The sequence below is a fragment of the Ruminococcus sp. AF20-12LB genome, from assembly GCF_003478985.1.
Taxonomy (GTDB): domain Bacteria; phylum Bacillota; class Clostridia; order Lachnospirales; family Lachnospiraceae; genus Blautia_A.
Genome location: NZ_QUGH01000010.1, coordinates 32,541 through 48,424, shown reverse-complemented (window position 1 = coordinate 48,424; position 15,884 = coordinate 32,541). Strand labels below are relative to the sequence as shown.

20 protein-coding genes are annotated in these 15,884 nt (G+C 39.4%); 1 reads left to right on the top strand and 19 read right to left on the bottom strand.

Annotated features, from left to right (window positions below; genetic code table 11):
* Positions 1–67 precede the first annotated feature (67 nt).
* The 3 genes from DWX61_RS13005 to DWX61_RS12990 form a co-directional block, all read right to left on the bottom strand.
* Positions 68–271, bottom strand: a complete 204-nt coding sequence (locus DWX61_RS13005; protein ID WP_002322728.1) for an excisionase — start codon at positions 269–271, stop codon at positions 68–70.
* 373 nt (positions 272–644) lie between these two features.
* Entirely contained in the window at positions 645–899 is a 255-nt protein-coding gene (locus DWX61_RS12995; protein ID WP_002322727.1) for a helix-turn-helix domain-containing protein, read from the bottom strand.
* A gap of 3 nt (positions 900–902) precedes the next feature.
* Entirely contained in the window at positions 903–1,322 is a 420-nt protein-coding gene (locus DWX61_RS12990) for an RNA polymerase sigma factor (protein WP_003061815.1), read from the bottom strand.
* Between the two features lie 384 nt (positions 1,323–1,706).
* Here DWX61_RS12990 and DWX61_RS12985 point away from each other — a divergent pair, with 384 nt between their 5' ends.
* Entirely contained in the window at positions 1,707–3,188 is a 1,482-nt protein-coding gene (locus DWX61_RS12985) for an IS1182 family transposase (RefSeq protein WP_117559173.1), read from the top strand.
* A 57-nt stretch (positions 3,189–3,245) separates the two neighbouring features.
* Here DWX61_RS12985 and DWX61_RS12980 read toward each other — a convergent pair whose 3' ends face one another.
* The 16 genes from DWX61_RS12980 to DWX61_RS12900 all read right to left on the bottom strand — a co-directional run bounded on the left by DWX61_RS12980 (position 3,246) and on the right by DWX61_RS12900 (position 15,714).
* The gene (locus tag DWX61_RS12980) at positions 3,246–3,614 is read right to left on the bottom strand and encodes a topoisomerase C-terminal repeat-containing protein (protein WP_463666824.1); all 369 of its coding nucleotides are present in this window, start codon (positions 3,612–3,614) and stop codon (positions 3,246–3,248) included.
* A gap of 4 nt (positions 3,615–3,618) precedes the next feature.
* Complete coding sequence (gene erm(B), locus DWX61_RS12975) at positions 3,619–4,356, bottom strand: 23S rRNA (adenine(2058)-N(6))-methyltransferase Erm(B) (protein ID WP_117479738.1); 738 nt, start codon at positions 4,354–4,356, stop codon at positions 3,619–3,621.
* Positions 4,357–4,480: 124 nt separating this feature from the next.
* A complete protein-coding gene (locus tag DWX61_RS12970) occupies positions 4,481–4,564 on the bottom strand; it encodes a 23S rRNA methyltransferase attenuation leader peptide (protein ID WP_001814874.1) in 84 nt (27 codons plus the stop codon).
* A gap of 20 nt (positions 4,565–4,584) precedes the next feature.
* The gene (locus DWX61_RS12965; RefSeq protein WP_003060411.1) at positions 4,585–5,427 is read right to left on the bottom strand and encodes an FtsX-like permease family protein; all 843 of its coding nucleotides are present in this window, start codon (positions 5,425–5,427) and stop codon (positions 4,585–4,587) included.
* On the bottom strand, positions 5,417–6,187 hold the full coding sequence (locus DWX61_RS12960; RefSeq protein ID WP_003061398.1) for an ABC transporter ATP-binding protein: 771 nt from the start codon (positions 6,185–6,187) through the stop codon (positions 5,417–5,419). The genes DWX61_RS12965 and DWX61_RS12960 overlap by 11 nt, the downstream gene beginning before the upstream one ends.
* Positions 6,188–6,353: 166 nt before the next feature.
* Positions 6,354–6,584 carry a hypothetical protein gene (locus DWX61_RS12950; protein WP_003060191.1) on the bottom strand — a complete coding sequence of 77 codons (231 nt, stop codon included), beginning with the start codon at positions 6,582–6,584 and terminating at the stop codon, positions 6,354–6,356.
* A 15-nt stretch (positions 6,585–6,599) separates the two neighbouring features.
* Positions 6,600–6,929 (bottom strand): DUF3784 domain-containing protein, encoded by a 330-nt coding sequence (locus DWX61_RS12945; protein ID WP_003061243.1) that lies wholly within the window; start codon positions 6,927–6,929, stop codon positions 6,600–6,602.
* Between the two features lie 14 nt (positions 6,930–6,943).
* Positions 6,944–7,153, bottom strand: coding sequence for a helix-turn-helix transcriptional regulator (locus DWX61_RS12940; RefSeq protein ID WP_007286202.1), 210 nt, complete (start codon positions 7,151–7,153; stop codon positions 6,944–6,946).
* Position 7,154: 1 nt separating this feature from the next.
* The gene (locus DWX61_RS12935; RefSeq protein WP_003061887.1) at positions 7,155–7,469 is read right to left on the bottom strand and encodes a DUF6442 family protein; all 315 of its coding nucleotides are present in this window, start codon (positions 7,467–7,469) and stop codon (positions 7,155–7,157) included.
* 144 nt (positions 7,470–7,613) lie between these two features.
* Positions 7,614–8,525, bottom strand: coding sequence for a conjugal transfer protein (locus DWX61_RS12930; RefSeq protein WP_003062215.1), 912 nt, complete (start codon positions 8,523–8,525; stop codon positions 7,614–7,616).
* A 16-nt stretch (positions 8,526–8,541) separates the two neighbouring features.
* Complete coding sequence (locus DWX61_RS12925; RefSeq protein ID WP_003059774.1) at positions 8,542–9,549, bottom strand: bifunctional lytic transglycosylase/C40 family peptidase; 1,008 nt, start codon at positions 9,547–9,549, stop codon at positions 8,542–8,544.
* Positions 9,546–11,756 carry a CD3337/EF1877 family mobilome membrane protein gene (locus DWX61_RS12920; protein WP_003060083.1) on the bottom strand — a complete coding sequence of 737 codons (2,211 nt, stop codon included), beginning with the start codon at positions 11,754–11,756 and terminating at the stop codon, positions 9,546–9,548. The genes DWX61_RS12925 and DWX61_RS12920 overlap by 4 nt, the downstream gene beginning before the upstream one ends.
* A complete protein-coding gene (gene tcpF / locus DWX61_RS12915; protein WP_003060327.1) occupies positions 11,756–14,206 on the bottom strand; it encodes a conjugal transfer ATPase TcpF in 2,451 nt (816 codons plus the stop codon). The genes DWX61_RS12920 and tcpF overlap by 1 nt, the downstream gene beginning before the upstream one ends.
* A complete protein-coding gene (locus DWX61_RS12910; protein WP_003061368.1) occupies positions 14,184–14,582 on the bottom strand; it encodes a conjugal transfer protein in 399 nt (132 codons plus the stop codon). The genes tcpF and DWX61_RS12910 overlap by 23 nt, the downstream gene beginning before the upstream one ends.
* Positions 14,583–14,689: 107 nt before the next feature.
* Positions 14,690–15,193: an antirestriction protein ArdA gene (locus DWX61_RS12905; protein ID WP_002323345.1), complete on the bottom strand. Its 504-nt coding sequence runs from the start codon at positions 15,191–15,193 to the stop codon at positions 14,690–14,692.
* 17 nt (positions 15,194–15,210) lie between these two features.
* A complete protein-coding gene (locus tag DWX61_RS12900) occupies positions 15,211–15,714 on the bottom strand; it encodes an antirestriction protein ArdA (RefSeq protein WP_003062492.1) in 504 nt (167 codons plus the stop codon).
* Positions 15,715–15,884: the final 170 nt, after the last annotated feature.

The window sequence follows — 15,884 nt, the reverse complement described above, 5'->3', positions numbered from 1 at the left end:
TCCTTTCCGTCATGGAACGAGCCGTGATACGCTATATTTATTATACCATATCTACGGCTCAATGACATTAGATTTCGTCCAATGTATCTATGATTTTTTCAAATTGTTTTCGCTTAATCTGAATACGGTTGCCGTTCACGATAACCCAGCCAGCGTCAAGATTTTCTTCGGCTAATTTACGCAATTTCTTTTCGCCAATGCGGAAGTATTTGGACGCTTCTTCAACCGTCAGCGTATATTTTTCCCAAATAGGCACATCAGTATTGTTCATAATCTATGCACCCCCCTTTACTGTGTGTCGTTTTTTACAAGCAGGCAGACGGCTTTGGAAAGCTCCATTAGTATCTCAACTATTCCCATTCTTGTGGGCAGAACCGCACCATGCGGACGTATCATTATTCTGTGAGGATAGGTCGTGGCAAAACAACTTTTCCAACAGTCGCTCTCGGATCACTGCGTGGGTCGCTCGCTTTCTTTTGAAAAGGTCGTGGCGTACAGTCCCCGTGGCTCGCCATCTCACAAACGTATCTGTCTGCTTTATTCAGTTGTCAAAGAGCTGTGGTGAAAGCGTGTTGCTTTCATATAAAAGCAGGTGGCAGAGCAGGAAAGAGGGGGATATTAAATCATGCTCCGCTAAAAACTGCTTATTCTTCTGGTTCTAAGTCCATATCTTCAATATCAAAACCTAAAATCATTTTGATAAGTGCTTCTCTGATACGTCCTTTTAATTCCATATCTACAACGATATAAACATTGCCGTATTCATCATAAAGTGAACGCAAACAGCACTTTGATATGTAAGGGTCATAAAATGCCAGTAATTTTTCAATCGCTTTTTCGTTTCCGTCCATAGCTGATGAAATCAAGTAATAAGACGGTTTCTTAAATAACTGTTTCATTTTCTAATGTTCCTCCTTGAGTATTTTTTTCATAGTTTCCAAAGCGTGATGTCGGTTTCTAAATACACCGCTTTGCGTGATTTTCTGCAAGTTGGCAATTTCACTTTCTGTCATTTCCAAGAAGTAATACATCAACAGAGTATTGCGTTTTCTTTCTGGAAGTTTCTTCAAGGCTTCTGCCAATTCATCATCAAGGACACGAATATCAATGCCACATACTGAAAAGATTGTATAATCTGTTTCGTAGTCGTCCCAAACAGCCATTTTATCAACAAGGACATCTGGCAATTCGCTGAAAGATATTTCTTTATTCTTACGACGGTTTAATTCCTTGTAATAATCTTTCACGACACTACGGACAACTTTCTTTAAACAACTTTCAAAACGACATTGAACTGTTTTCTGGAAGTCAGACGGTTTCATCAATCTCACCTCCTTTCCTTTATGATTTGAAAAGTGTTTATCCCTCTTTCCGCACCATATAAGGACAGCTAGGTGTGATTTAATGACCTCTTTTGAAAAATTTTTTAAATTTTTTCGGGTATGAAAAAAGCCCGCACAAAACATATAGTCTGTACGAGCCTTTAAAGCTAAAACATAGTAATATTGTATCATTAAGAATCACAAATCACAAGTGATTTGTGATTAATCACTTGTGATTTGTGATAAGTGATTTGTGATTAATATATAAAAGCCCTCTTTAAAGGGCTTTTCAGACTGTAGACAAAGCCCTGCTTTTGCAGGGTTTTGCTATTTTGTTGGAACCGCTTTTCTGATATAATAAAAATCAGAAGGGCGGTGTTTTTTATGATGAGAAAAAATGCAGATAAAAAAAGAGAACAAATGATGATGTTCTCCATGGATGACATGGTACCTCAAAACCATATGCTGCGATTGATTGATAAAGCAATCAATTGGAACTTTATTTATGATCTGGTTGAAGAAAAATATTGTCCGGATAACGGTCGCCCCAGTATGGATCCGGTCATGCTGATAAAGATACCATTTATCCAATATCTCTATGGAATAAAAAGCATGCGCCAGACCATAAAAGAAATCGAAGTAAATGTTGCATACCGCTGGTTTCTCGGACTAGACATGTTAGATCCAGTACCTCATTTCTCCACATTTGGAAAGAATTATACCCGCCGTTTCAAAGATACAGACCTTTTTGAGCAGATCTTTTCAAAGATTCTGGAAGACTGTATGAAATATAAGCTTGTAAATACAGAACAGATCTTTGTGGATGCAACACATGTAAAAGCCTGTGCAAACAGTAAAAAAATGCGTAAGCGGGTTGCGCACGAACGGGCTCTCTGGTATGAAGAGGAATTAAATAAAGAGATTGAAAAAGATCGTCTGGCACATGGAAAAAAGCCGTTAAAGAAAAAAGATGATAACCAGCCGCCAGCATCCGGTGGAAGCGGAAATGATAAAGATTCTATATCTGAAGAACTTCCTGAAGATGTGAAAACACAAAAATGCAGCATCAGCGATCCGGAAAGTGGATGGTTTCGAAAGGGTGAACATAAACATGTTTTTGCATATGCAGTAGAAACTGCCTGTGATAAACATGGCTGGATCCTCGGATATACAGTACATCCTGGTAATGAGCATGACAGTCGTACTTTTAAAGCATTATACGATAAGATATCTAAACTGAATCCACAGATGGTAGTTGCAGATGCAGGATATAAAACTCCGGCAATCGCCCATCAGCTGTCGGAAGATGGAATTCAACCACTTTTTCCGTATACCCGTCCCAAGACCAAAGAAGGATTTTTCGGAAAACACGAATTCGCATATGATGAATACTATGATTGTTATATATGTCCGGGAGCACATATACTGACATACAGTACAACAAACAGAAATGGATATAAAGAGTATAAAAGCTGCGGTGAGCATTGTGCTGAATGCCAATATCTTTCAAAATGTACAGAAAGCAAAGATCATGTAAAACTGATCACACGTCATGTATGGGAAGAATACATGGAAGTAGCAGAAGACATTCGGCACACGATCGGAAACAGACAGATCTACCAGTTAAGAAAAGAAACCATAGAGCGGATCTTCGGTACAGCGAAAGAACAGCATGGATTTCGTTATACGCAGTATGTAGGAAAGGCGCGGATGGAAATGAAAGCCGGGCTTACCTTCGCATGCATGAATTTGAAGAAGCTGGCAAAGATACTGGAAAAACGTGGCTGGAATATAGCCGGATTTTTGTTGATTTTGAAGAAAATAAAAAGAAAAGAAGTTTTAAAAGAAAAATGGTGCTGGATATAACACCCAACACCAAGTTTGTCTACAGTCTGAAAAGCCCTCTTTAAAGGGCTTTTATGTTTATTTTGAAAAAGAGATAAAATCAATATATCCCTTTTCCCCAATTTTTACAACGGCATTGTAGGGCTTTTTCTCTTTGTTTTTGATTCCTTTTACCAGGGTTTCTTTTCCCTCCAGTAATTCTTTTACATTCGTTTTGGTTAGTTTTTTCTTTCTAAAATGTTCAGCTAAAGTAAACTTACATTCAGGATAATTTGAACAACCATAAAACGATTTTTTTAATACAATATTGTTGCCACACTTAGGACATTTTCCTACAAGCGCTCGGGACCTCTTTAGCTTCTTGGAAGCTGTCAGTAGTATATCTAATAATTTATCTCCATTCCCTTTAGTAACGTGTAACTTTCCAAATTTAAAAAAGCGACTCATAGAATTATTTCCTCCCGTTAAATAATAGATAACTATTAAAAATAGACAATACTTGCTCATAAGTAATGGTACTTAAATTGTTTACTTTGGCGTGTTTCATTGCTTGATGAAACTGATTTTCAGTAAACAGTTGACGATATTCTCGATTGACCCATTTTGAAACAAAGTACGTATATAGCTTCCAATATTTATCTGGAACATCTGTGGTATGGCGGGTAAGTTTTATTAAGACACTGTTTACTTTTGGTTTAGGATGAAAGCATTCCGCTGGCAGCTTAAGCAATTGCTGAATCGAGACTTGAGTGTGCAAGAGCAACCCTAGTGTTCGGTGAATATCCAAGGTACGCTTGTAGAATCCTTCTTCAACAATCAGATAGATGTCAGACGCACGGCTTTCAAAAACCACTTTTTTAATAATTTGTGTGCTTAAATGGTAAGGAATATTCCCAACAATTTTATACCTCTGTTTGTTAGGGAATTGAAACTGTAGAATATCTTGGTGAATTAAAGTGACACGAGTATTCAGTTTTAATTTTTCTGACGATAAGTTGAATAGATGACTGTCTAATTCAATAGACGTTACCTGTTTACTTATTTTAGCCAGTTTCGTCGTTAAATGCCCTTTACCTGTTCCAATTTCGTAAACGGTATCGGTTTCTTTTAAATTCAATTGTTTTATTATTTGGTTGAGTACTTTTTCACTCGTTAAAAAGTTTTGAGAATATTTTATATTTTTGTTCATGTAATCACTCCTGAAGTGATTACATCTGTAAATAAATACAGAAGTTAAACGATTTGTTTGTAATTTTAGTTATCTGTTTAAAAAGTCATAAGATTAGTCACTGGTAGGAATTAATCTAACGTATTTATTTATCTGCGTAATCACTGTTTTTAGTCTGTTTCAAAACAGTAGATGTTTTATCTACATTACGCATTTGGAATACCAACATGACGAATCCCTCCTTCTTAATTACAAATTTTTAGCATCTAATTTAACTTCAATTCCTATTATACAAAATTTTAAGATAACAGTCAAGAACATATCTGCACAAGTTGTAGATATACCATAAATGCTGATAATCAACATGATTACGCTTACCATCAAATAAGTAAGTGTTTCTTGCTTATTAAAATTATCCATAGTACAACGTGAATTCCAGAGAAAAAGAGAAATCGCACCAAGAATAATACTTAAAACAAAAATGACATTTCTTTTTTTACTGTCACGGAACATTTTCTTTTCATTTTGTTTGTCAAAATAAAGAAAATCACGTATCGTCATTTTACTTATTCTTCTTAATAGATTAAGCAAAACCAAAACATAAATAGTTAAAAAATAAATTATCAATAGTCCAATAGAAACGAAATTCAAAGAAATAAAGAGAGTTTTTGGAATACCCAGTAAGTTTACAATTACTAACGACACAAACTGGCTGAATAAAAAGCCAATAGGAATAGCTAATACAAATGCTAAAATTCCCAACAGTATATTTTCAATTACAACTAAGTGGGCAATTTCTTTTTTCTTAATGCCAAGAAGCATATATGTTCCTAATTCTTTACTTCTTTTTTCAAACATAAATTTCGTTGTATAGTTGATCAAAAAGCATATCACAAAAATAATAAGAATATTTACAGCGAACAATGAATTCTTAAATGCATCCATACTGGAACATAACTTTACAATTTCATCAGAATTTGCCACCAAATTAAAAGCAAATATAAGAGAAAAGGATGCAGTAACGGTTATCAGATAAATCAAATAATCTTTAATATTTCTTTTTGTATTTCTATACGCTAACTTACCTAACATTTCCCACTTCACCTCCGAGCAAGGTTAATATATCCAGTATTTCATTGAAGAAATCTTTTCTGCTTTTTTCCCCTCTGAAAATTTCATTGAATATTTTACCGTCTTTCAAGAACAAAATACGTTCACAGAAAGACGCACTAAACGGGTCATGTGTTACCATTAAAATAGTAGCCTGCATTTTCTTGTTGATTTCAGACATTGTTTCCAGTAATAATCTGGAAGCTTTTGAGTCCAAAGCTCCCGTCGGTTCATCAGCTAAAATCAGTTTCGGTTCATTGATTAAGGCTCTAGCACAAGCACAACGCTGTTTTTGTCCGCCAGAAACTTCATAAGGAAATTTCGATAAAATATCACGAATACCCAATTTATCGGCGATAGCATGAACTCTTTTCTCAATATCAGTAGGGTTCTGTTTGTTGATAACCAATGATAAAGAAATGTTTTCTCCAATCGTTAAAGTATCTAAAAGGTTGAAATCTTGAAAAATGAACCCTAAATTTTCACGTCTGAAATCAGCAAAATCTTTATCCTTGATTTTGGTAATATCTTGATTATTGACTGTAATGTGTCCGCTGGTTACAGTATCAATCGTAGAGATACAGTTTAATAGGGTAGTCTTTCCAGAACCACTAGCTCCCATGATTGCGACAAATTCGCCCTTATCTACATACATAGAAATACCGTCTACTGCCTTTGTGATATTTCCAGAGTTACCCCCGTAGTATTTTTTTACTTGCTCTAAATTTAAAATGTGTTCCATTAAAAATCGCTCCTTTCTTCCTGCCACATTTATTTGTTTTGGAATACAATTAAATTATAGCAAGGGCAGTATTCAATTACACTTACAGTTTTGAAAGTAAACAGAGAGTAAAAGAGCCGTGATAATGCAGATCACAATTTTGTGAAGCATTTCCACGACCCTTTTATTATAATTTTGCCTTTGTCTTTTTCGTAATGATATAAATATATTCTTCTGGTGTAGGGCGTTTATTCCCAAAATACTTTTTGAAATTTGCCTGCACCTCTGGGTCGGTGCTATTCATAGCTTCATCAATCGTAGCTTCAATATCCGCCCGAACATCAGCCAATGATACACCGCCAGCTTTTGCACCAGCTTTCAATGCCTTTTTTATATCTCTTTTGTTCAGTCCTATCATATTCATACCTCAATTCTACTTTTTAAAGCTAATAAGTTTTCCATTGTATTTTACAATGATGAATATGATATAAAACACTCCTACAACAATCAAAATAAGACCTATGTAATAGCCTAATTCAGAATGAGAGATTAAATTGATAATCGGCATAACAAGAATACCAATACTAACCAGTAAAGTGCCTATTCCTATTTTTTTTGTAAACACCTTTTTATCTTTAGGGTCAAGTTGTGTATAATGATAACCATGTAATAAAGTAATATTCTCTTTTATACCTATTTGATAAGATGTAAAAAGTAAAAACAATCCTATAACTATTTCAACAATCAATTCCTCTAATTCCATAATCGTTCTCTCCTTTAATCAAAATAAAATAATTCTTCAAATTTTTTATCTAAAGCTATACAAAGCACTAATGCCAATTTTGCTGTTGGATTAAATTGTCCAGTTTCAATAGAACTAACTGTATTCCGAGAAACCCCGACTAGTTCAGCTAATTCTGTTTGTGATAATTTTTTTTCTTTTCGTACAGTTTTTAATCTGTTTCGCAAAATTAAATGTTCGTCCATTCTATAAACCTACCATTAAAAATTTATAAAAGTAATACCCCATAAATAGAAAAAAGAATAAAGCAATAACAAATTTGGATTTATTTTTTGAAATATGTGCTTCATAACCCATAGAGCCAAATGCCACAGACCCAATAATTGTCATTATGTCATAGTAAGGTTCTTTACAAACTGCTTTAATGAAAAGAATTAAAATGCAGATAAATAAAACAAACATTAAGCCAAAAGATTTCCCTTGAAGTTTAATATGTTTTTCGTATTCATCAAGATATAGATTCTCTTTTTTGTTTTGTGATAGTATTTTTTCTTTATCCATTATATAACGCTCCCTTCAAATAATACCAAGTACACTTGTCATTTATATTATAGCATTCGGTCATTACAAGTCAATATTTTTGCACAGTTTTCTTGTCGTTTTGTAAAAGCGTGCAAATCTGATAGGAAATGCACGCTATATCATTTATCCTACAATCTTCCAGTTACTATCCTTATGTAGCACAAGCTCATACTGCGATACCTGCGTCGCTTTTGTCTGATTATCAATGAATTTTACCGCAACCTTGACTTTCACATTGTCGCCGTCCTTTATAAAGATAGGGTTTACCAGTTCAGAATAAAGGTAGTCCCTGCCGATAGGTTCAATCACATTTCCCAATACATAGTAAGCAAGCTCTTTTTCCGTCGCTGTTGGGTACAGCTTAAAGAATGTTTCCAGAAAAGCGGTAGCGTCATTTACCGTATCAGCGTCCACGCTTGCGTCTGCTTCTGGTGTCTTAGGCTCATAGTCTGATTTTTCAACTGCTGGTGCAAGGGTAGGGTTTTGAACGATTACCATATCCCCGTCTGCGTCCACATAGACTTTTACAGTATAGGTTGCTTTCACATTGCTTGTCTGTTCTCCCTCTTTTATCTGCTGATCTACTTCGTAGGTAGCAGAAAAAGTGTCCGCTCCCGATTGCTCGATATGCCATACAATCACATCTGTAACCGTGGAGCTGGTCGGTATATCGGTTCTAATGGTGTCTACATTTAAGTCCTGCAATTCCTTTGTCAGATAACCGCTGATTGCCTGCGTCCTTGCTTCGATAGCTTCTTTGCTGTTATCCCATGTGTAATAGGACTTCGCAAAGTTTTTCACGAAATTTTCTATCCCGTTGGTGTCCTGCAAGCAAAGTTCAATGATTTCTTTTTCATGGGTGGTGTGCTGGTCGATAGCCGTAAAATTCTTATACACCCCAAAGCTCACGCTTGCGACAAGCACCACCCACAACGCAATCACGGTTTTCTTATGTGTGCCTACCTTGACAGTACGCACCTTTTTTTCTTTTGGTTCTTTGATAGTTTCTGTCTGTTTCTTATTCTTCTTAAACATATTTTTCAAGTCCTTTCTATTGTTTTACTCGTCCTGCACCGATTAAGTGCTGTTGCCAGTAACTACTACTTAGGTCTGCATATCCTATCGGGTCGCCTGCGTGGTACATCTGTGTCGGCGAAACAAGAATACCGACGTGTGTTACATACGAACCAGCGTTATAGGTGGAATGGAAAAACACCAAATCGCCTGCTTTTGCCTGCGAGAGTGGCAGATGTTGGGTTGCGTCATACTGTGCTTGTGCTGTTCTCGGTAAGGAGATACCAGCTTTTCCATAGCACCATTGCGTCAATCCCGAACAATCAAAGGAAGTATTCGGGTTACTGCCACCATACACATACTTCCAGCCTTGATATTTCAACGCTTCATTCATTACCTTTTGTGCCAGTTCTCCCGATACCTGCGGAACTGCTAAATACTGATTGACTACTTCCACATAGAACATATTTCCATAGCCATACCGCCAGCCCCCATTCTTAGCAACGGCTATCGGGTTGGTGTAGGTTACTTTCTTTCCACCCGATTTCTCACGGGCGAAGCTCTCTGCAAGATTAAAAGTGTGTTTTTTTCCTTTTCCTGCCACATATCCCACATAGCCACCGCCATAGTTATAAGACTGTATCGCTACATTCAAGTCGTCGATACCTTGATTTTTGCAGGAAGAAAGCAGGGACGCAAAATACTTACACCCCTGCTTGATTGAGCTTTCCGTATCTAAGGAATTAGGCGGTAAACCAAGACTTTCCGAACTCTGCATAACATCTTCTGCCGTACCGCCACTTTCTACTTGAATGATAGCAAGTAACACATTGACATACTCGGAGATACCGTTTTCTCTGGCGTATTTTTCTACCATAGGCTGATGTTTCAAGACTTCTGCGGATAGGTTCATACCCGTAATGCCAGAAGAAAAATTGCTGTTCTCGTCGTCGCTGTCCGCACTAATGAGGACGCCAAAGAAAAGCACCAGAGAAAAGAGGATAGGAAACAGACTGCCAATGATAGCGATATGTTTCAGTTTCATTTTTTCTTCTGTCCTTTCTTCGTTACAAGGTTACGGGTTTTCTCTATGGTCTGCTGGTTCTTCTGGACGCTCTGGGTCTGCTGAACCTTTATCCTGCGGTCTTTGGTGTCATTCTGGCGTGTTTCCTGCGATACCACTTTTTCTACATTCTGCCTATGTACTGTCTGTGTAGGCTGGGGTGCTTTCTTATCAGAAGCACCAGAAGATAACGGACGCTCTTTGATAACATTTGTCTTGACTGGCTCACTTGCTTTCGGAGTTGGAGCTGTGGCTGGGCGTTTGACTTCCTGCATTTTTTCAACACTCGGCTTTGGAATGGTTGAAGCTGTGACTGGTCGCTCATGGGGACGGGTAGCTCCCGTTGTCGCTGATCCGTCAGCCTTTCGCTGTACCTGCCTTGCTTCTTGTGCCTTTTGAAGCTCCATACGTTTGTCAGCGATATTTTTCTTACGCTGTTCCTGCTTTTCCAAGCGTCCCGTCTGTCTGGACTGCTGTTCCTGCACCATGCCACGCTTGAAGTCGGACACGCTGGACTTTGCCTTTTCCTTTGCGGAATACACCGCATAAGCGGTCTGTGTCGGCATATCCTTGATATTCTCTTTGACAGCGTTTGCCTTGTCTTTCACTTTATTTTTCGTATCTAAAACAGCACCGACTTTTGAACCTGCACGCTGTCCCATGCTGGAAGTGGTATTGCCCCGATTTTCTTTAGAAGCCGTATTTTTTCTTTCGGCTCTCTTGCCAGCAACGGCACTTCCAGCCACCGCACCAGCTACACCGCCCGAAATACCGCCAGCACTTACCGCCCTTGCAATACGGTGTTCCATACGCCTAGCCCGATGTCGCATAAACAGATACGGTCTGCGGAATATGCGTCGTCCCATGCTTTGACTGTCGCCAGCATTAAGTGAGAACATACTCATTAAGTCGCCCAGCTTCATGTAGATACCAGCGAAACATACTATCTGCAAGAACGCCACCATAAAGAATGGGTAGTCTGTGGAAATGTTGTAAAACATACTGGAAATACTAAATGCCACCGTTACAATGAGCGTTATTCCTGCCCGTGTCATTATGGTATTAAATACTCTCACGATTGCCTGCTTTGCCATGCTTTCATAGCTCGGTATCATGGAAAGTAAAAAACTGATAGGTAAAAACATTGCAAAGATAATAAAAAGTATCTGGCTGAACAACATCATGCCCGTAAGCAAGAATACAAATATCGTGATACCCAAGTTAAAGAACAAGAGGAAGAACACCATACCCAAACGGTTCACGACCTGCGGTATTGTCAGATTGTTATTGTCGTTGTCCTCGATTTCTGTTTTCACGACTTCCTCTCTGGTTTTCCCGTCCTCGTCCTCTGGACTTGCCGATACGAGAGCTTCTACACGGTCTGTCCCGATTTCTTCTGCGTTGCTGTTCCCGAATTGAAGCAAGAGCCACGGCTGTTCCACTTGAATAGAAAATAGGCTGTCCCGTATCAAGTCCACGCTGTCCTTACCCTCGCTGTCGGAGTTAGGGAGCATGATTTTTGTTCCCAAATCCAAAGAAGCGGTACTGATGTCTGATGAAAATTCATTTATCTTCTTGATATAGTCGGGAGCATAAGCAATAAATGAAGCGGACAGCACGAACACCACCACAAAGTTGATAACAGCGTGAAGTGCTTTGCTGGTTTCCCGTTTTATCAGTCCCGTATAAGCAACGTACATTCCCACCACTAAGATAATGAGAAGCAGGAAACCAACATAGAAGCCCGTAGAAGAAAAGCCGTTCTCGGTAACGCCTGCAAGGGTCTGTATGCTCTTTCCGATACTGTCTGCCATATCATTGATGAAGTCCAGCTTATAGGCTTCCTGCACCACATAGCCCGTTGCATTACTCAAATACAAACTGATAGTCCAGACAAAGTTGGTAATGCAGTACAGCCCGTATTGTACCGATTTTCCGATACCGTCGAGCCAGTTCCACGGAAGCCACGACCAGCTATTATCGACGAAAAAATCAAGCTGGTAGTTGGAAAGGGGATATTTTGAATAAAGATTTTCTGCGTTTATGGTATCGTCTACAAGCCCCGTCGCATGAGCCACCGTCCCCAAAAGTGAAAGCAGGATAAGGGAGAGTGCCACCACGAACAGAGCCATTTTGAGAAAGTGGAAAATCTTCTTTTTTGTGAACACACCTTTTATCCTTTCTTTCATCACTCCACCTCATTTCTCTGTACGGGCGGTCTGGTATCAAAGGCGTGTAGCAGTTCTTCAAAGACTGGGTGTATCTGCACCACACCGACACGCCCGTATAAGTCCTGCAATAAGCATTGTCCGTTCTCCAAATCACGCAAGCGTTTCTGGTTGTTCTCATCGTCCTTGTCGATACCGAAAAACTCTAAGGTCTGCTTTATCTCGTTTATATCCGTGCTTCTAAATGCAAACTTTAAGCCGATATTGTTTTTCAGACTTTCCTTTGACACGTCATAGGCAGACTGGGTAACGAAATAAACGCCTGCCTGCATAGCTCGCCCAGCACGAACCAGCTTATTTGATAAGGTTTCTCCTTGTGCCACATTTAAGAACGCCCACGCTTCGTCTAAATCGACAATCTTAAAAATGCTTCTGTCCGAATGGATAAAATCAAGGGCAAAGGTACTAATCACAATCAGCATAGACACAGACAACAATTCAATGGTCGTGTATTCTTCAAAAGTGGTATCTTTATCTGGCAGTACAAGGTCGGCTACTTGAATGATATTGAGCTGATTATCCAGACTGATAGCATTTTCTACCGTACCGTCTGAAAACAGCAGGTGTGCAAAGTCGTAGTCCGTGAAGCTGTCGATATGGTCTGCGATATTTCTTGATATGGGCGTATCTTCACGGCGTAGCTCGTCTATCACATGGAGCAAGCCCCGACTGTCGCTCTGGGTAACGGAGCGTACTGCCTTACGAAGTACGGGGAATTTTTCGCCGTCCCTTGAAGAAATACCCGTAAGGAATGTTAAGATGTCGATTGCCAGACTTTCAGCGTCTTTTACATTCTTCATAATCACAAACGGGTCAAGAAGCCCTGCATTGTCCTTATCGCTGGTAAGATTTACGATATTGATTTCATGTGCAATCTCTGGGAGCGTTTCTTTCCAGTTACCACGCTCACTTTTAGGGTCTAACAGAAGTGCTTGACCGCCAAACAGCACCGCATAATATACCAGAAGATTGTTACAGAACGATTTCCCACCGCCAAGCGAACCGACAAAAGCAGACGCTAAAGCGTTGGTAACTGTACCTTTTACACCTTGACTGGCAAGGGACGGTTGCAGGTACACATTTCTTCCCGTATCAACAGAATAGCCCATATAGATACCCGTAGTTTCTCCTAACTGCTGTGTCGCACCAAAGCCAAGCCCAGCTAAAAAATCTGATTTTACATACTGCACATAGTCATTGATATATCGCTTGCTGGCTGGTAAAAATTCAGAATGAAGCCCCAGCATATCCCCAGCAGGACGCACCAGCTTTACATTGAGGTCGTCGTAAAAGTCCTTGACTTCATCACAACGGCGTTTCAGCTCGTCAAGATCGGGTGCAGACACCCGTATGACGTAGCTTAACTTATACATACTTTCTTTTGTCTGGTCTAAATCAGTTTCCAGCTCGTCCACGCTGTCTAAAGCGTCCACCACATTTGAGCTGGTTTCACTTCCTGCTTGATAGGCGTGATTATCAAGGTCTTTCAGTTCCTTTTTCTTGTTGCGGACGGTCGTTAATGCTTTCCGATTTTCCACGATTTCTACATTCATGCTCGTATCAACGGGGAATGTGAATTGCTGTTGCTGGAAATAGAAGATTTCAGACGACGGAAAATCAAGCTCTCCTACAATCGCATTGACGGTAAAATAGGACACATAGCTTTCCTTGTCCTCATGTTCCAATCGTAAATACCGCTGGCTTTCCTCAATCACACACCTTGTCGGACGGATAAGGTCGTAGTATTTTATCAGCGTCTCTTTGTTCAATTTTTTCTTTGGTAGCTGGTACTCATAATCTTCATAAGCGATACCGTCCCTGCCGTAAAGATGTTCCATGAGATACCCAAAATCATGGATTTCCAAGCGACGCACCTTAAAGCGACGGGAGATTTTATTTTCCAGTAACTTTTCCATTTTTATGTAACGGTTGATTTCATCATTCGGCATGGAAACAAAATCATTCATCAGCGTGTGGTTCACTTCATGGAGAAATTCTGTGAACGTCAGCCACACCGATTTTTTGATGTTCTTCAGATTGAGCTGTTCTTCCGTAACCATGAGCTTAAAGCCAAGAAAAAAGCGGTAGTCCACTTGATTGTCCCCAATCATAGATACTAACGCTTCGGTCTGTTCGTCTATCTTCTGGCAGGCAACTTCCTTTAATTTTCCAGTTACCAGCTTCTTTGACTGTTCCTGCATACTGCGGATTGAGCTTTCTGTGGCAATCTGCAACGCATGAATTTTACCCTCACGGGACTGTGCGATAAGCTGTCGGAAACTGTCATGCACGATAAATTTCTGCTCTGCGGATAGAAAAGAATAGTTGTATGGTATCAGCTCATAGTAGGCGAACACCTCATTGTCCTTGTTCCAGACAAGGTTATTGTCAATATATTTTATCGGGAACATAGTTCACACTCCTTACTGCCGTGATTGTTTCATTCAATATCTGCTTATGCAGTTTTACGGCTTTTCCTGCATAAGTGATTTTTGGTCGCAGGGCATAGGTTATCTGTGATTTCAAAAAGCTGTACGGCTTCTTTCCGTCAAAGGTTTTCTGCGACATGAACCAAGTGAGAGCAACGGGAATACCAAAGTATTTGAGAAATGCTCCCTCAATCATGGAAAGTGGGGGAATATCCCCAAACAGAATGATGATAAATTCCGTAATCACAAACCATGTAATCTGTGTAAAAGTAACGGGAAAGGGTAAGTTAAAGTCATTGATTGCATACAAGACTTTTTCCACGTTCCAGATACCCGTGTAGCTTTTAATCTTTTTCAAGTTCTTTCAGCTCCTTTCAAAATAGAAAAGGACAGCCATTTTCAGACTGTCCCTTAAAGAGAAATACGCTGTCAGTAGCAACAATGCTTGTCGCTGATCTTCCAGCGTTAATATGGTATCTCGCACATACCTCGGCTTGTTTCAATAAAGCAACCGCCCATATCCAAATCTCGCCCGTAGGCTTCATAGTCAATGTAATTCTGTAAGCTGGGTGGAATGTCCCCAAGTGCCTGCAATTCGTCTATGTAGTAGTAGGCAACATCTGTCATGGTTTCACAGTCGGGATAATAGTAAATATCGTCCTTATGTTCCACGACTTCTTCCAGCGTCCCATAGTGGCTGATAAATTCGTCCAGACACTCTACAATATAGTCGGGAAGTTCCTCTATCATTTCATACATCTCATTGAGTTCTTCAATGGAAACATACTCGCCAATCGCAATGGGAAAGTTGTCGGTATCATGGATAGCGTATTCCTCATACTGTTCATTCAAGCCGATTTTTTCTTTCACATCTTCCTCGTCAATGGGGAACGTGAACCAAGCACCGACTAAATAGCCCTCATTGTATTTGCCAAGATTAGCAATATAAACCGCCATATCATCAATCATAAGCACCACCTCATTTCCTACTCTGGCAGTTCAAAGATACCGTGTTCTGTTACTAAAAATTTCCCGTGTTCCTGCAAGTGAGAAGCGTAGGCTTCAAAGTCAAAGTAGTATTCTTGACAGTCCTCGGATAAATGCTTGAACATCGGGTCGTTCATCAGCTTTTGCCTTGCAACATCTATCATGCTTTTACAGTCGGGATAAACAATAATCACGTTCCTGCAAATATAAAGTGCTTCTAAATTTTCAAACACCGTAAGTAGTGATACATATTCTTCCTGCATATCACTTGAAAGCTGGCGGTACATAAAATCTAATTCGTTGAGCTGGTACACGCTGGTGTGTTCGTGGACTTCATCAGCATAAGGCAACACCTTTTCGATAATACGATAATCCCCACTTTCTGCACCGATACCTAACTTTTCTTCAAACTCGGCAACATCTATCGGCAGGTCGAACCAGTATGATATTGTTTCTTCGCCAGTTGTTCCTCTCGTTTCCACCAGCACCCTTGTTTCCTGCATTGTTCCTCACGTCCTTTCTGTTGCTTCATCACATCTTTTAAGCTCTGGTACGACATACCAAACACATACTTTGAAAAATCTTCTAACTGTTTTATATCATAATTCGTAAGCGGTAATCGCTTCATTTCATGCCACACTTTACGCTTGTAAGAGGGCAGGTTAGAAATATA

What these genes read in the sequence shown, in the direction of transcription:
- DWX61_RS12965 (WP_003060411.1), bottom strand. Translation starts at nt 5,427, where the DNA reads ATGTTAGGTAAGTTAGCGTATAGAAATACAAAAAGAAATATTAAAGAT.
- DWX61_RS12930 (WP_003062215.1), bottom strand. Translation starts at nt 8,525, where the DNA reads ATGTTTAAGAAGAATAAGAAACAGACAGAAACTATCAAAGAACCAAAA.
- DWX61_RS12970 (WP_001814874.1), bottom strand. Translation starts at nt 4,564, where the DNA reads ATGTTGGTATTCCAAATGCGTAATGTAGATAAAACATCTACTGTTTTG.
- DWX61_RS12945 (WP_003061243.1), bottom strand. Translation starts at nt 6,929, where the DNA reads ATGGAATTAGAGGAATTGATTGTTGAAATAGTTATAGGATTGTTTTTA.
- DWX61_RS13005 (WP_002322728.1), bottom strand. Translation starts at nt 271, where the DNA reads ATGAACAATACTGATGTGCCTATTTGGGAAAAATATACGCTGACGGTT.
- DWX61_RS12940 (WP_007286202.1), bottom strand. Translation starts at nt 7,153, where the DNA reads ATGGACGAACATTTAATTTTGCGAAACAGATTAAAAACTGTACGAAAA.
- DWX61_RS12935 (WP_003061887.1), bottom strand. Translation starts at nt 7,469, where the DNA reads ATGGATAAAGAAAAAATACTATCACAAAACAAAAAAGAGAATCTATAT.
- DWX61_RS12950 (WP_003060191.1), bottom strand. Translation starts at nt 6,584, where the DNA reads ATGATAGGACTGAACAAAAGAGATATAAAAAAGGCATTGAAAGCTGGT.
- DWX61_RS12920 (WP_003060083.1), bottom strand. Translation starts at nt 11,756, where the DNA reads ATGAAAGAAAGGATAAAAGGTGTGTTCACAAAAAAGAAGATTTTCCAC.
- DWX61_RS12960 (WP_003061398.1), bottom strand. Translation starts at nt 6,187, where the DNA reads ATGGAACACATTTTAAATTTAGAGCAAGTAAAAAAATACTACGGGGGT.
- DWX61_RS12995 (WP_002322727.1), bottom strand. Translation starts at nt 899, where the DNA reads ATGAAACAGTTATTTAAGAAACCGTCTTATTACTTGATTTCATCAGCT.
- tcpF (WP_003060327.1), bottom strand. Translation starts at nt 14,206, where the DNA reads ATGTTCCCGATAAAATATATTGACAATAACCTTGTCTGGAACAAGGAC.
- DWX61_RS12980 (WP_463666824.1), bottom strand. Translation starts at nt 3,614, where the DNA reads ATGAGTCGCTTTTTTAAATTTGGAAAGTTACACGTTACTAAAGGGAAT.
- DWX61_RS12985 (WP_117559173.1), top strand. Translation starts at nt 1,707, where the DNA reads ATGATGAGAAAAAATGCAGATAAAAAAAGAGAACAAATGATGATGTTC.
- DWX61_RS12925 (WP_003059774.1), bottom strand. Translation starts at nt 9,549, where the DNA reads ATGAAACTGAAACATATCGCTATCATTGGCAGTCTGTTTCCTATCCTC.
- DWX61_RS12990 (WP_003061815.1), bottom strand. Translation starts at nt 1,322, where the DNA reads ATGAAACCGTCTGACTTCCAGAAAACAGTTCAATGTCGTTTTGAAAGT.
- DWX61_RS12900 (WP_003062492.1), bottom strand. Translation starts at nt 15,714, where the DNA reads ATGCAGGAAACAAGGGTGCTGGTGGAAACGAGAGGAACAACTGGCGAA.
- DWX61_RS12905 (WP_002323345.1), bottom strand. Translation starts at nt 15,193, where the DNA reads ATGATTGATGATATGGCGGTTTATATTGCTAATCTTGGCAAATACAAT.